Consider the following 15,620-nt stretch of genomic DNA (forward strand, 5'->3'; position numbering starts at 1 on the left):
CGGGGTGCCGTCGACCTCTTCGACGCGGCGGTAGCGGGAGTAGATGGCCATGCCGGGGCCGATGCTGGCCTGGGCCAGGTCGACGGGGGCGATGCCTCCCTCCTGCAGGTGGCGGACGGCCTGGGGCAGCTCCTGGCGCAGCTCGCGGATAAATTGCTGGCGCGAGGCGACAGGCGCGTTCTCCGGGCGTGGACGGCAGACGAGGACGATCGAGGAGTCCAGGGCGTTGGTCCCCATTGCGACGCTACGGTTGGACATCTCGGTGCGGATAGGCCAGGTGCCGGTGATGGTGAAGCCGGAGCTGATCAGGCTCTCCAGCATGGTCTCCCAGCCGGTGGAGGCCACCAGGGCAGTGCCGTTCTGGCCGTTGGCGGCTTTGTTGCCGTTGCGGTGCTGGGCCGCTGGTTGGAGTGCCTCAGTGGCCTCAGTCTCGTTCTCTGCTGGTGTTTCAGCAGCTTCCTCTAGCTCCTCGTCAAGTGCCTCGTCCTCGGCCCGTTCGACCTCGGCCTGCTTGAAGGCATAGTAGACGGTGAGGGGATAGTCGGGATGCTGGGCGGCGCGCAGGTTCGCGAAGACGCGGCGCAGGCCCTCCTCGAAGAAGCGGCGCGCCGCCTCTTTGTCGCCCTCGTGGCGGTAGGACGAGGCGATCAGCTCGCTGCTCTTGGGGGTGAGCAGGGTGGCGAAGAGGTCGGGATAGATGGGGGCCAGGCTGCGGCGCAGCCAGACGTAGAAGAAGTCCGAGAGGTCGGCGTAGCCAACGTTGTCGTAGTAGGGGGGGTCGGTCGAGATCAGGGGCCGGTTGACGCCGTTGACGCTGCTGCTGGCTTCGCACTGCCTGGCCTGGCCGGCGGCGCTGCAAGGGACGGCCTCGATGGCCTCAGCGACCCAGTGGATGGCTCCCATGAAGCTACCCGTCGCCTCGCTGAAGGGGTTGGCCTCGGCGAAGTCCCAGATCATCGGCAGGGCCTGACGGGCGAAGGTATTTCTGATATTTTCCCTGGTAACATCCCACGCACACAGCGCCGACCAACGATCGGCGCAGCGATCGATGGCCAGGGCCAGGTAAGTGGCCAGGGCGTCGGCATAGGCGACCGGGCCGCTGCCACCCTCGCGCAACTGGCGCTCGTCGTTGGCTCCGGCTGGGTCGAAGAGCTGCCAGGCAGCGCGGGCATCGGTCAGCACGCGCTCGCGCGCCTCTGAGATCAGGTCGCTGAAGGTGGTCAGGGCCACCAGCTGGCGCGGGGTGAAGAGGTCGCCAAAGGTGGTCATACCGTAATTAGGTGTCTTAAAGTCCCTTGGATTGTGAGGAAGAGCATGTCCGGGACGCTCGGAAGGTTCTGCTTGGGTGGCTATGGTAATCTGTTCCTCGACGGGTGTCAGGTAGAGGCGCCCAGCAGGGCCGTCAACCACAACTGCCATCAACTGAGCACCCATGCGACCAGCGCGCCCCTCGGCACGAATATGTTCAAAAGAGACGGTGGTATCGCAGACCACGCAGCGCGCTCCGCGGCGGTTGACCGTCCCTGCCGGCGGCTCCCCCTCGCCCGTGCGCACCACGAAGCGCACGCGCGGCGGCCTGGCCTCCCGCTCCACCTGCGGCTCAACCCAGGTCTCATGTCCCCGCTTCTTCGAAAGCCACCACTTGCTCACCAGTGGCATCTGCGCCCCACAGGCGGGATTCGGGCAGGTCACCGTGCGCGCCCAGAGCCAGGCGATCACCGTCGCCTCGCTGGCTCCATTGGCGCGCTCACCGTCCGCCAGCTCTCCCCCCAGCGAGACGCGCGGGTAGAGGTGGCCGATGCGGCGTGCGGCCTCATCGCGCAGCCACTGGCCATAGGCCCGAATATCGGCAGCCAGCCCATGTGCTCCCTGCCACTGGCCCTTGAGCAGCTCCTGCCGCGCCTGCGGGTGGACCGGCGGGCGCCCGGCGAAGCGCGGCGGAATCTCGATCAGCGCCTTATTGATCAGCACCGCCACCGGGTTGAGATCGCCAGCATGGGCCTCCAGCCCCAGACGCTGGGCCTCCAGCGGAATCGACCCGCCACCGGCAAAAGGATCAAGCACCGGCGGCGGCGCCCCATTGGTCGCGCGTTGAATCTCCTCCCGCGCCTGCGCCAGCACGCTTTCCTTCGTCGTGTTCTCCCACCTGACCAGCTGGCGGATCAGCTCGAAAAGCCGCTCGCGCTCCTCCTCCTGGCTGGCCTCATCGGGGAAGCGCTCCGGGTGGGCTGAAGGATCGTCCACCAGCGAGGCGAACAGCACAGCGCGCGCCGTCGCCAGCGGCTTACGCGACCACCACAGATGCAGCGTCGAAGGATGGCCGTGGCGCAGCGACTTCTCCCGAGAGGAGGCCTCGTTAATCGCCTTCAGCGGCAGCGCCACCTCAATCAACTTCTTCTTCATTGTCTCGCTCATCGCAAACGCTCTCCCTTTGGCAGTAGTTTATCAATCTCATAAAGAACCCCGCAAGCCCCCAGATCAGGAGCTCGCTCAAAAGGTCGGGGCACATACCACACCGCGCACTGCGGCCCCTCCCTCTCCACCAGCACCAGCGCCAGCACAAAGCGCTCCGGCTGATTCAGCGCCGTCAGAATCTCATTGCGCGTCACAAACACACTTGAGGCCCCTCGCGTCCTGCCCTTCACCTCAAGAAAGCGCAGCGCCCCCGTCGCCGGCTCGCGCGACTCAATATCATAGCCCCGCTTCTCCCGACTCACATCGCGCGGCTCATAGCCCAGCTCCCGCTCCACCTCCATCACCGCCTCCATCGCCAGCCGCTCCACCTCGGGATTGCGCTCCAGACCGAGATCATCCTCCGCACCCTCGCGCTCCCACTCGGGCGGAGCCGCCTCCCCTGACTGCTGGCGCAGGCGCTCCAACAGCAGACCCGCGGGCACCACCAGGGCCGCCCCCAGCACCCGCGGCGGCAGCGGCGTCAGCATCCGCTCCTGATCCAGCTCCTCCATCCGCAGGCGCAGGCGCCCCTCAAACTCCTGACAGCGCTGGCGAGCCTGCTCCGCATTCAAACGCGCATTCACCTTCCCCTGACGCTCCGCCGCCTCCAGCTCGGCCACCCGCTTATCCCAATAGATAATCTCCTGCGTCAGGCGCTCATGCACCGCCCGCCTCACCCGCTCCACCTGCTCCTCGCGCTGACGACGCACCTCCGCCAGATAGCGCGGCACCACCTCCTCGATAGCATACGAGCGCGCCCGCTCCTCCAGCGCATCCTGCAGCCAGGGAGCCGCCGGCACATCCATCAGCGCCTGCTGCTCCTCTTTCATCAGAGGGCGATAATCCAGGAAAGGCGCATAGCCCGCCGGATACATCTCCCCCCGGGCCGTGCACTCCACAAACAGCAACTGGCGCGCCGCCACATAACGCTGACCCGAGGCATCGAGGCGGCCATCCTGAATCGTCATCTCCAGATAAAAAAGCACCCGTGGCTCAGTTCCCGCATCCCGCGGATCAAGCAACATCGCCCCCTGCTGCAGCAGCTCCTGCTTCTTCAGCACCAGATCCAGCACCGCCTCCAACAACGGATGGCCCGGACAGAGCAACTCCGCCGGCGGCTTCCCCGGCACCGTCATCCGCTCCTTCTCAAACGTCACCCGCTCATAGCGCGGCAGCAGCACCTGCCCCAGCCCGGGCGGGCGCCGTTCGCGAATAGGCTGCGGCACATGCAGCTCATAGCGGCCCTTCTCGCGCCGATAATAGCGACCCCCCAGACGGTGAAAGGCCTCCAGGAAAAAGGCCTCCACAAAATGCGGCTGCAAGCGCCGCGCCTGGGCCCGCTCCATCTCCTCGCGCACCTGGCGCACCCGCACCACATCCCAGACCTCATGCGTCAGCGCCCGCTCCTCAAGCAAGCGCTGCAGATGCGCACGATCCAGCGCTGTCTCCACCGTCTGCTCCAGGCGCGCCCGCACCTCGGGCCGGTCCCCATAGCGGATCGCCTCCACAATCAAATCGCGCAGCGAGCGCTCACCGAACTGCAACCGCCCCAACACATCAAAGACCTGACCGCCCAGAGCCTTGCGCTCCTTATCCAGCTTTTCCAGCAAATGATAGTATACCTCGCCCTCGCGCGTATTCAGCGCCACCAGATTCCACAAATAACACGGATACTTTTGCCCGATACGATGGATGCGTCCAAAGCGCTGCTCCAGCCGGTTCGGATTCCACGGCAGATCGTAGTTCACCATCAGATGGGCCCGCTGCAAATTGATCCCCTCGCCTGCCGCATCCGTCGCCACCAGGATCACCACCTCTGGGTCCTGCGTAAAGGCCTCCTGAACCTGCCGGCGTTCCACGCGATCCATCCCGCCGTGAATCGTCACCACCGCCTCGCTGCGTCCCAGCAAATTCGCAATACGCCGCTGCAAATAGAGCAACGTATCGCGATGCTCCGTAAAAATCACCAGCTTACTGCGCCGGCCCTCAGCATCGAACATCGCCTGCTCATGCTGAAGCAGATCCGACAGCTGCTCCCACTTCCGATCACGGCCACTGCGGCGCACCTCATCAGCCAGCCGCTCCAGCTCCTGCAAGCGCACGATCTCCAGCTCCAGCTCGGCCATCGTCCGCGCCGCCGTCGCCCGATCCACCACAGCCTCCTCCAACTGCTCCCGCTCTGCATCCGGCGCATCCTCCTCCAACTCCTCCAGATCCTCCTCATCCAGCAGCGGCAGCTCCTCCAGCTCCTCCAGCATCGTCTCCCGCTGCTGGCGCAGCTCCTCCAGACGCTTCTCCAGGCGCGAGCGGCGCCGATGCAGCGACTGATAGATGGCCTCCGGCGACGACGCCAGCCGGCGCTGCAGAATCGTCAGCGCAAAGCCCACCGTGCCTTTACGCCCACCCTGCAGAGCATCGGCGCGATTAAACTCCTGGCGCACATACTCCGTCACCTGCTGATACAGCTGCTGCTCCAGAGGCGAGAGCTGATAAGCCAGCGTCGACGCATAGCGCTCGGGAAAGAGCGGCTTCCCCTCGAACGTATAAAGCTGCTCCTTCAACAAATGACGCATCAAATCGCCAACCTCAGCCGGCTTTACCCCAGCGCGAATACGGCCCGCAAACCGATCAGGATCGAGTAAGCGCAGAAAGAGCTGAAAATCCTCATCCTTACCATTATGCGGCGTTGCCGTCAGCAGCAGCAGATGCGACGTCCGCGCCCCCAGCAGCTCCCCCAGATGGTAGCGCTTCGTATACTTCACCTCATCGCCCACAAAGGTCGCCGACAGCTTATGCGCCTCATCAAAGACCACCAGATCCCACGACGCTTCTCCCAGACAGGAGCGCAGCATCTCATCGCGTGCCAGCATATCCAGGCGCGCAATCAGCAGCGGCATCTCTATAAACGGATTGCCCGACAGCGAGGTCGCCACCCGATCTCTTGTCAAGATCTCAAATGGCAGCTGAAACTTGCTCTTCAGCTCATCCTGCCACTGCTCCACCAGATTGCCGGGGGCCACGATCAGACAGCGCTGCAAGGCCCCGCGCAGCTGCAGCTCCTTAATCAGCAGGCCCGTCATAATCGTCTTGCCGGCCCCGGGATCATCCGCCAGCACGTAGCGCAGCGGCTGGCGCGCCAGCAGCGTCTCATAGACCGCCGTAATCTGATGCGGCAACGGCTCAATCAAGGACGTATGGACGGCCAGCAACGGATCGAAGAGATAGGCCAGGCGAATACGATAAGCCTCTGAGACCAGACGAAAGCACTTCCCATCCGCCTTGAACGACCAGCGCTCCTCGGCGGGCACCACCGTCAGCTGAGCCAGACGCTCAGCATAGAGCAGCTCAGAGCCAAGGCGGCCATTGGCATCGCGATAGACCACCTCGACCGTGTCCGGGCCGTGGGACTGAACCGAAAGCAGTGTCACCACCTCAGTGGGATGCAACCCCCGCACGCGCACATTAGGATGCAGCTCTTGAACGGAAGCCATTGCAGGCACACCTCTTTCCAACCTTACAGCGAACAAGAGGAGCAAAAACCGTACAAAAGCACCAGTGCCTTACCCCCATAGGCAGCCAAAAAATCCCGGCCTTGCCCCACAAAGAGCGCAAAGCCGCTGAAGCGAGCCAGTCAGCACCAGCAGAGCCGGGCCGGGCAGCAGCCGGGGCCGGTCCGGGTCCCGACAAACCAGCCGATAGGAAGACAGACAGATAGACAGGGATCGGGCCACCTCTTCTCGGGGAAGCAGGCACCGTGGAGGGGCGACCTTGCGTCAGCGCTCTCTGTCCTCTCCTGCGTTGGAGATGCTAACTGGACATTGATGTCATGATTTCCAAAGAAAAGACGAGAGCGAGCGCGCAAAATTGCGGATGAACTCGCCCACCGTCAAGCACTTCAGATAATAAGGCGTGCAGGTCGCGGCGGTCAAGAATGGAAGATTTGCTAGCCCCAGAAAGCACTGTCTCAACCGCACATCTCGCCTCCCGGTCTCCGGTCTCTCTCTGGACTGGAGCCAGGCAGAGGAAGAAAGAGCCAGAGCAAGACCACCGTGGCACCCGCCGCGGCCTCGCTCTGGCTCCCGTTCCAGCAGACCAACCGAGCTGACAGAGGAAGGGGAACTACCGTTCTGAAAGAAGATGGCGCTGTGACCCGCGCGCCCGCGCCAGCTGCTCCTCCAGCCAACCGACCACCACATCCAGCCCCTCGCCGCTGCGCAGGTTCGTAAAAACAAAAGGACGCTCACCGCGCTGGCGCCGCGTATCACGCTCCATCACCTCAAGCGACGCCCCCACATACGGCGCCAGATCAATCTTATTGATCAGCAGCAGATCCGAACGCAGAATCCCCGGCCCACCCTTGCGCGGCATCTTCTCCCCCTCAGCCACATCGATCACATAGATCCAGACATCCACCAGATCGGGACTGAAAGAAGCCGCCAGATTATCCCCACCGCTCTCGATCAATACCAGCTCCAACCCCGGCAGGCTCGCCTCCAGATCGGCGATCGCCTCCTCGTTCATCGACACATCATCACGGATCGCCGTGTGCGGACAGCAACCCGTCTCTACACCGCGCACCCGCTCCGCCGGCAGCGTCCCCTGCCGCAGCAAAAACTCCGCATCCTCGCGCGTATAAATATCGTTTGTCACCACCGCCAGATTATAGCGCTCGCGCAGGCGCCGACTCAGGCAATCCACCAGCGCCGTCTTACCGCTGCCAACCGGTCCGGCAATACCCACCCGAAAAGCTCGCCTCATCGGCTCAAGTGACTGACTCATCGCCGCTTCCTCCTTTGCTGCATTCCGTGGCTAGACACCAGACAGACACATAGCCCCCACAATAAGAGATCACGATCAGAACAAAAAGTAGCGCTGCGCCAGCGGCAAGACACGCGCCGGCTCGCAGGTCAACAGCTCCCCATCGGCGCGCACCTCATACGTCTCGGGGTCCACCTCGATCCGCGGCGTCGCCGTATTGTGCACCATATCCCGCTTGCCAATGGCGCGGCAGCCCTCAACGGCCACCGCCCGCTTGCGCAGGCCCAGGCGCTGCGGCACCCCGTCCTCCAGGGCCGCCCGCGAAACAAAGGTCAAACTCGTCGCCGCCACCGCCGAGCCAAAGGAGCCAAACATCGGACGATAAAGAGCTGGCTGCGGCGTCGGAATCGAAGCATTGGGATCGCCCATCACGCTCCAGGCAATGAAACCACCCTTAATCACCATCTCGGGCCGCACCCCGAAAAAGGCCGGCTTCCACAAGACCAGATCAGCCAGCTTCCCCGGCTCGATCGAGCCGATCTCTCGCGCCACCCCGTGCGTAATCGCCGGATTAATCGTATACTTTGCCAGATAGCGCTTGACCCGAACATTATCATTGCGCTCCGAATCCTCGGGCAGCGGCCCGCGCTGCATCTTCATCTTGTGGGCCGTCTGCCAGGTACGCAGCACCACCTCGCCGATGCGCCCCATCGCCTGCGAATCGCTCGACATCATACTGATCACTCCCAGATCGTGCAGAATATCCTCCGCCGCGATCGTCTCCGGACGAATGCGACTCTCGGCAAAGGCCACATCCTCCGGCACCTGGGGATTCAGATGATGGCAGACCATCAACATATCCAGATGCTCAGCCAGCGTATTGACCGTATAAGGCCGCGTCGGATTCGTCGAGGACGGCAGCACATGCGGCAGGCCCGCCACGCGAATAATATCGGGCGCATGGCCGCCGCCAGCCCCTTCCGTATGGTAGGTATGGATCGTCCGCCCGGCAATGGCCGCGATCGTCTCCTCCACAAAGCCACTCTCATTCATCGTATCCGTATGGATCGCCACCTGCACATCGCAGATCTCAGCCACCCGCAAGCAGGCATCGATGGCCGCCGGTGTACTGCCCCAGTCCTCATGCAACTTCAGCCCGCAGGCCCCCGCCCGAATCTGCTCCAGCAGCGGCCCCTCCGCGGCGGCATTGCCCTTGCCCAGGAAGCCGAAATTCAGCGGCCAGTGCTCAGCGGCCTGCAACATGCGCGCCAGATACCAGGCCCCCGGCGTACAGGTCGTCGCATTCGTCCCCGTCGCCGGGCCTGTACCCCCGCCGATCATCGTCGTGATCCCGTTGGCCAGCGCCTCATAGACCTGCTGCGGCGAGATGAAGTGAATGTGACTATCGATGCCGCCCGGCGTCACGATCAGGTGCTCGCCGGCGATCACCTCCGTACTGGCCCCGATCACCAGCTCGGGATCAACCCCCTCCATCGTATCGGGATTGCCCGCCTTGCCCACCTTCACAATGCGCCCATCCCTGATGCCAATATCGCCCTTCACGATCCCCCAATGGTCGAGCACAATGGCATTCGTGATCACCAGATCCAGCGCCCTCGCCTGGCCTGGCCCCGCCTCGCGCAGCGCCTGGCTGCTCTGCCCCATTCCATCGCGGATCACCTTCCCGCCACCAAAAGTCACCTCATCGCCATAGACCGTATAATCGCGCTCAATCTCTATCAACAAGGCCGTATCGGCCAGACGCACGCGATCGCCGACCGTCGGCCCATAGAGATCAGCATAGGTGCGACGTGGCAGCGATAAACTCATAGCCTGCCCTCCTCGCCAGACCTCTGCCCCTCGGCGTCGGCGGCCTCCCCTGCCGGCGCCGGCGGCCTTGCTTCCAGCGGCCCATTGACCTGGCCGCGATGCCCGTAGATCGCCCGCCGGCCCCCGAAGGCTACCAGTGTCACCTCTTTCTCCTCGCCCGGCTCGAAGCGCACCGCCGTCCCGGCGGCAATATTGAGGCGCATCCCATAGGCGGCGGCGCGCTCGAACTGCAGGGCCGGATTGACCTCGAAAAAGTGGTAGTGACTTCCAACCTGTACCGGACGGTCGCCGCTATTGCGCACCCGCAGTCGGGCCGTGCGCCGACCAGCATTGAGCACGACCTCCCCCTCGGCCAACAGATAGGCCCCGGGCGCCAGGCCATCCAGCCCCGACGGTCCTGACCCTGGCCGAACCTCACCGTCTTCAGCAGCTCCCATTGCGAGACCTCCTTTCTCCCTCCCGGCTGGTAACCAGCGCTAGCGGATTGGATCGTGAACCGTCACCAGCTTCGTCCCATCGGGAAAGGTGGCCTCGATCTGCACCTCCTGGATCATCTCAGGCACACCCTCCATCACATCGTCGCGCGTCAGCACAGTCGTGCCCAGCGTCATGATTTCGGCCACGCTGCGCCCATCGCGCGCCGCCTCCATCATCTCGGCGGCCAGCAAGGCCACCGCCTCGGGATAGTTGAGCTTCAGACCGCGCGCCCGCCGCTTGCGTGCCAGCTCAGCCGCCACCACAATCAAGAGCTTCTCCTGTTCGCGCAGCGTCAAATACATCGAGCGACAAACCTCCTTCCTCCTTGCCTTGCTCAGCTCAGGCAGATGCCCGTCATATCGCCTATCACCCCGGACTGCCCTCCAGGGCAGCCCGCAGCCATCATCAGTAGATCTTGCGCGGCAACGGCACCGCGCTCCCATAGAGGCGCAGCCGCGCCAGGCGCCAGAACTCCGGCAGCTGGTGACCGAGCGTCAGCCCCTCCTGGGCCAGCCCGCGCACCACCAGCCCATCAGCCGGCAGACGGCTCACACCCCAAACGCAGCAGCCGGGCCGACTCAGCTCCTGTGCCAGCGCCGCCAGCTCTGCTTCCAGGTCGGCCCAGCGCTGCGGCGGCTGACCTGTGCGGCACACATAGAGGCTCGCACAGTAGCGGTACGGTCCCAGACGCGCCAGCGAGAGCGGCGGCCTGGCGGTCGGCTCCAGACGAAAGCGCTCGATCGCCAGCGGGCGCCGGGTGCTCCTGATCATCAGCGCCAGTTCCAGCCACGCATAGGCGAAGCACTCCCCGCGCGCCAGGCGGCCCGGAGCCACGATCTCCCACCAGAACAGGCCGGCGTCCTCCGCCAGCGCAATCGTCACTTCCTGGCGATAGCGTGCCCCGGCAAAGGGAATCAGCACATCGGGCAGGTGCTCCAACAAAGCCCCGGCGCCGACTTGGACCTGCCAGCGCTGCCGGGCGGGTCGATCATCTGCGCGCGGGCGATAGAGGCGCGTCGCCCCGGTCGAGGTCAGCATCGCCCGCGCCCCGGCTCCCACCTCGATCAGCAGCTCATGCTCATCGCCGCCCAGCACTCCGCCCGAGAGATTGTGCACATGCACCAAGGCCCCGCCGTCCTCCAGCGCAAAGGCCCGCACCACCTGCAGCGGTGGCCGCTGCTCCTGGACAAGCAGCCGCGTCCGACCGGTCGCCGCATCGTAACCAAAGCCCAACCGTAAAAAGCCCGCCACCTCCTGGCGATACGCCTGCCCGGCGACCATCGGCTCCCGTCCTCCTTCCGCTCGCCCTGCCGCTATCTCCCCGGCCAGCTCGCCGGCGCCTCCCTGTCCCGACTCAGCGCTCAGCGCCCGCATCCAAAGCCTCGCTCCTTCCTTGCTTTTTCTACCTGTCTGCTTGCTTGATTGTGATCGTCTGCCAGTCAGGCCGTCCAGGCTCTCTGATCAGAGACCAGCGAGCGAGCGGGAGAGCGCTGCGGGCTAACTGATAAAGAGGCGCGTCTCCAGGTGAGGGTGACGCAGACTGCCCAGCTCTACCAGAGGCGTCCATTGCCACGGCTCCTCACCGCGCTCCAAATAGCCCAGCGCCTGCCCTGTCACGGCCAGCAGCGTCGGCTTCAGCTGCCACAGCAGCAACATGGCCCGTCGCTGACCCAGAGGCAACAGGCGCTGACACGCTGCCAGCAAGGCCGCCGATTGCTGCTGCAAAAAGGCGGCCAGAGCCACCCGCTCATTGATCCCCAGCAAGCCGCAGAGCAGGCCAGCGGCCAGCGCATAATGACTCGTGCCGTCCTCGCGCAGCGCCACCTGCTGCGCCAGCGCCAGGCGCTCCTCGCTGAACCAGCCCTGAACAAGATGCAGCAGGCGACGCCCCATCATCGTGCTCGCCTGGCGGCTCTCGCGCGCCAGCTTCAGGGCGCTTAGCTCCGCGTTCAGCGCCCGCCAGCGTGTCAGGAACTCCCCCGGCTCAGTCACCTGCGCCAGGCGGTGCCCGCGCCCGAAAAAGACCCCCTCCAGCAGCCCGGCCTCCGTCAAATAAGCGTGCAAAAATTCCTCCAGCGTCTCCACCGTCAGCAGCTCCTCAGCCACCAGCGTCTCCAAACCAAATGAGTGCGCGCTGCCCCCTACCGGCAGCGCACTATCGCACAGCTGCAGCAACTGCAGCACCTGCAACGGCATCAGGTCCGGGCCTGGCGAGTCCTGTGTCGGCGACTCTGGTACTGAAGGCTCGCCCAACAAAGCCGCCATAGGAACACCCCCTTTCGTTCGTTCGAGAAAAGCCAGACACAACCCGGAGCAGGCGGAGAAAGCCCACTGTCGCCACACAAAGAAAAGAGAGGCGGGATGCGGTCGGAGCATGCCATTGGGGAGGAGTGGGCAGGTCAGTTCAGCGCGGTTCACCACGCGGCCTCACAGCAAGACATCCCGCCTCTCTTCTATGCTACGCCGGTCCCCCAAAACCGACCTGCTGGCAGACGGCCAGCCAGCCGACCCGCCGGCCAGTGCAGTAACCGCTTGAGCAGGCGGACAACTGGCTGACTGACTGACCGACCGACTGACTGACCGTCACACCAGCCTTTGCTTTCCCTCCCGCGGAATAGCGAAGCTAGGCCGTCGCCTTACACAGGTCGTGACAATCCTTTTCCAACGTGCAACACAGCGAACAGATCGTGCCCTCGTGGTACGGGCAAAACGTCGTATCGGGCGCCTCATAGGCATCCGAGCAAACCGAGCACGGCAGCAGCGGCAGCTCCCCCTCGCTGGAGGCATGCGCAGCCGTATTTTCGCGCGCAATATAGTACTTCCCGCGCGTCAGCACCGCCAGCAGCGGCGACAGCACGAAGGCGATCGCCAGAGCCAGGAACGGCGAGAAAGCCTGCGCCACCGGACCAAACAGCCCGAAGAAGGCCAGCACCGACAGCACCGAAGCCACCAGCGTCGCCCCGAAGCCCACCGGATTAATCGTATACAGGTGCGCGCGCTTAAACTCGATGTACGGAGGACTCAGCTTCAGCAGCGGCTTATTGATCACCAGGTCCGCCACCACGGCCCCGATCCAGGCAATAGCCACATTCGAATAGAAGCCCAGGATCGTATTCAAGAAGGCGAACATATTCAGCTCCATCAGCAAGAGGGCGATGCCCACATTGAGAAAGAGCCAGACCACACGCCCCGGGTGGCGGTGCAAGATCCGCGAAAAGAAATTCGACCACGACAGCGACCCGGAATAAGCGTTCGTCACATTGATCTTCACCTGGGAGAGCAGCACGAAGAAGGTTGCCACCGTCAAGGCCAGCCACGGATTGGGGATCAGCACACTGAAGCCCTTCAGCAGCTGCTGAATTGGCTGATCGGCCAGCTGGGCCCCAACCTCAGCGAAGATATAGAAAGCCAGAAAGGCCCCGGCCAGCTGCTTCAGCGCCCCCAGAATCACCCAGCCCGGGCCGGCGCTCAACACCGCCAGCCACCAGCGCCCGCTATTCTCGCGCGTCTTATCCGGCATGAAGCGCAGATAATCGGCCTGCTCCCCGATCTGGGCAATCAGCGAGAGGGCCACGCCCGCGCCGGCTCCCACTGCCAGCGGCACCAGGCTGGCGCCCGTCGGAGAGAGACCGCCGAAGTGAGTCCAGGCCGCGAAGGCGCCGGGGTCCTTCCAGAGGATCGCCAGGAAGGGCAGCACATAGAGCACCAGCCAGAGCGGCTGCGTCCAGGTCTGCAGCTTTGCCAGCAGCGTCATCCCGAAGACCACCAGCGGAATAATCAGCAGCGCGCACACCAGATAGGCCCACGGCAGCGGCAGACCCGTATAGAGATGGAGGGCCTGGGCCATGATCGAGCCTTCAAGGGCGAAAAAGATAAAAGTAAAGCTTGCATAGATCAGCGACGTCAGCGTCGACCCCAGATAGCCGAAGCCGGCCCCGCGCGTCAACAGATCCATATCGATGTTATAGCGAGCCGAATAATAGGCGATCGGGATGCCCGTCAAGAAAATCACCACGGCGGCCAGCAGAATAGCTGCCACCGCGTTACTGAAGCCGTGCGCGATAATAATGTCGGCTCCGATGGCAAAGTCGGCCAGATAAGCGATCCCACCCAGGGCGGCGCTCGCCACTGCCAGCGTTCCCCACTTGCGGAACGAACGCGGCGCATAGCGCAGCGAATAATCCTCCAGCACCGGGTTGTTCACCAGCAAATTAAAGCGACGTTTCGGCTTGTCAGCGGTGGAGAGAGCATTGACGGCGACAGGTGTTGCTTCCTTTTCGAGCATGCGCAGAAGCCTCCTCATCTGCTGGCAGAGAACACAACGGGTCAAACAGCGGACGAGCGATCGGCGAGCCAGAGCGACCAGCTAGCAGGCTGGTTGCCAGGCGATCTGAACGCCTGGGGCGCGCTGCGCTCGCAAGATAGCGTGTGCGGCCCGCAGCCTCGCAGGTGCCATCAAAGCGGCAGCCGACAGGAATAGTGACCTCGTCTCTGAGAGGAGCCTCGACGCGATGCACCAGCTCGCTCCATCCCTGATCATGGCGAGCCACTGGGTGAAGCGCTTCGCGTAGCTTCATACAAACTGCACAGAGAGCGCGCCATTGTGGCCTCTGCAGATCAGTATAGAGCCAAATAGGAGAGGAGGCTATGGCCAATTTAACGCATAAGGGGACAGAAGTTTTGTGCAGGATGCATGAAGTTCGTGTCAGGGGGGAAAGAAGGCCGGACGCGTACGCCGGGTTCTTTCCCCCTGGATGGGACCAGATCTTTGCCAGGCTGTCGCTAGGAAGCCTCCGGCTTACGGCCCACCGTCACATGGAACTGGAAGGCGGTCTGATAGGCGGCCCATTCAGCCGGCAGGGCCTCAAGCATGCGTTGCCATTCCTCGCGCGCGATGAGGGAAGCCATGCGCTCACTCAGGGCATGGAGTAGAGCCAGCAGATCCTTCTGCAGGAGGCGCCCGCCCTGGCCACCTCCTTCGCCTAACACAACGCTGTACACACACTTCTCCACCTCGACCGCCCCGGCCTGTTGCAGGTACATCGGCAGATGCTCGGCGATATAGGGATCAAAGCCCCAGCGCTCGAAGGCGCGGTCAAGGAGACCGCTGACCCGGAGCGAGAGCGGGCCTGGACGATGGTAGTAGCCGCCGGTCTCCGTCAGCTGCAGCCAGCCGCCCGGCCTGGTCACGCGCAGCAGCTCGCGTACCACTGCCAGCCACGAACGGGCGGGGATAGCCGAGATCAGCAGGCGTTGATGGACCAGATCGAACGAGTTGTCATCGAAAGGCAGCCCCTTGAGCACATCGCTGTAGAGAAACTGCACATTGACGGGCGTTGTGGGTAGTCGCTCCGGTGGCTCCACATCAACACCCACAACGCGGCAGGCGGGGAAGCGATGGCCGACTTCGCGCGCCCAGAGGCCGGTACCGCAGCCGACATCGAGGATTGCCTGGGGATAGTTTTCAAGCGGTGCAACAATGTGAACCTTCTGGACGCTCATCAGGGCGTAGTGCTGGAAGTTGAGACGATCGATCTCTGCCTCATCCTTAGGCAGCAGGTAGGGGACGTCTTCCAGGTAGCGGCGCTGAAACCGGGCAGCGCGCTCCTGCTCCGCTGGCGGCTGTGCCAGTGTCGGGGCATGGAGAGCGCGGGCCGGCGTCGTGGGCCGCTTGCGACGTAGTAGACCCCAAAATGGCATCATGGCCTCCTTTGTTCGACCGAGTGGCTATTTGTTTGATGAGTCGCTGTGCTGACTCGCTCGCTGGTGAGTCAGTGAATCGACGCCTGGTTTGTCTCTCGAAGAAAGAGAGGATCGAGAAAAGCTGCGGCTCATCCTCCCGCAGAGAGTATAGCGTACGGCGCCATTGAAGGGAAGAGATCGCGCAGAGCTGGCATCTGATACTTCTTGCACATTTGCTCTTTCATCTTAGAGAAAGAATACTTTTGGAGTAGTAAAACCAGGAGAACAGAGAGGATACGAGTGGGTGGGCGGAGGCCGGCAAAAGAATAAGGGGAAGACGGGGTGCCAGCTCGTCTCCCCCTTATTACCCAGAAGCTTCTGCTACCGGGAGATCCCTGAAAGGGCGGGTGCAGCCTCAT

General features: G+C 63.6%; 11 protein-coding genes. All 11 read right to left on the reverse strand.

Annotated elements, in window-relative coordinates; translation table 11 throughout:
* On the reverse strand, nucleotides 1-2,415 hold a 2,415-nt coding region (locus tag IRZ31_RS13635; protein ID WP_297154539.1), incomplete at its 3' end, for a DUF1156 domain-containing protein.
* Nucleotides 2,412-5,945: a helicase-related protein gene (locus tag IRZ31_RS13640; protein WP_297154541.1), complete on the reverse strand. Its 3,534-nt coding sequence runs from the start codon at nucleotides 5,943-5,945 to the stop codon at nucleotides 2,412-2,414. The genes IRZ31_RS13635 and IRZ31_RS13640, both read right to left, overlap by 4 nt.
* A gap of 628 nt (nucleotides 5,946-6,573) precedes the next feature.
* The gene (ureG, locus tag IRZ31_RS13645) at nucleotides 6,574-7,233 is read right to left on the reverse strand and encodes an urease accessory protein UreG (protein WP_297154543.1); all 660 of its coding nucleotides are present in this window, start codon (nucleotides 7,231-7,233) and stop codon (nucleotides 6,574-6,576) included.
* A 75-nt stretch (nucleotides 7,234-7,308) separates the two neighbouring features.
* A complete protein-coding gene (ureC, locus tag IRZ31_RS13650) occupies nucleotides 7,309-9,042 on the reverse strand; it encodes an urease subunit alpha (RefSeq protein WP_297154545.1) in 1,734 nt (577 codons plus the stop codon).
* A complete protein-coding gene (locus tag IRZ31_RS13655) occupies nucleotides 9,039-9,479 on the reverse strand; it encodes an urease subunit beta (RefSeq protein ID WP_297154547.1) in 441 nt (146 codons plus the stop codon). Before IRZ31_RS13655 ends, ureC begins: the two co-directional genes overlap by 4 nt.
* Before the next feature lie 39 nt (nucleotides 9,480-9,518).
* Nucleotides 9,519-9,821 (reverse strand): urease subunit gamma, encoded by a 303-nt coding sequence (locus tag IRZ31_RS13660; RefSeq protein ID WP_112432540.1) that lies wholly within the window; start codon nucleotides 9,819-9,821, stop codon nucleotides 9,519-9,521.
* Nucleotides 9,822-9,924: 103 nt separating this feature from the next.
* Nucleotides 9,925-10,893: an urease accessory protein UreD gene (locus IRZ31_RS13665; protein WP_297154550.1), complete on the reverse strand. Its 969-nt coding sequence runs from the start codon at nucleotides 10,891-10,893 to the stop codon at nucleotides 9,925-9,927.
* Nucleotides 10,894-11,016: 123 nt separating this feature from the next.
* Nucleotides 11,017-11,784: an urease accessory UreF family protein gene (locus IRZ31_RS13670; RefSeq protein ID WP_297154552.1), complete on the reverse strand. Its 768-nt coding sequence runs from the start codon at nucleotides 11,782-11,784 to the stop codon at nucleotides 11,017-11,019.
* A gap of 358 nt (nucleotides 11,785-12,142) precedes the next feature.
* Nucleotides 12,143-13,804 (reverse strand): hypothetical protein, encoded by a 1,662-nt coding sequence (locus IRZ31_RS13675; protein ID WP_297154554.1) that lies wholly within the window; start codon nucleotides 13,802-13,804, stop codon nucleotides 12,143-12,145.
* A complete protein-coding gene (locus tag IRZ31_RS13680) occupies nucleotides 13,752-14,096 on the reverse strand; it encodes a hypothetical protein (RefSeq protein ID WP_297154556.1) in 345 nt (114 codons plus the stop codon). Before IRZ31_RS13680 ends, IRZ31_RS13675 begins: the two co-directional genes overlap by 53 nt.
* Nucleotides 14,097-14,301: 205 nt before the next feature.
* Nucleotides 14,302-15,222, reverse strand: coding sequence for a class I SAM-dependent methyltransferase (locus tag IRZ31_RS13685; protein WP_297154558.1), 921 nt, complete (start codon nucleotides 15,220-15,222; stop codon nucleotides 14,302-14,304).
* Nucleotides 15,223-15,620 lie beyond the last annotated feature (398 nt).

It is taken from the genome of Thermogemmatispora sp. (assembly GCF_019683635.1).
Taxonomy (GTDB): Bacteria; Chloroflexota; Ktedonobacteria; order Ktedonobacterales; family Ktedonobacteraceae; genus Thermogemmatispora.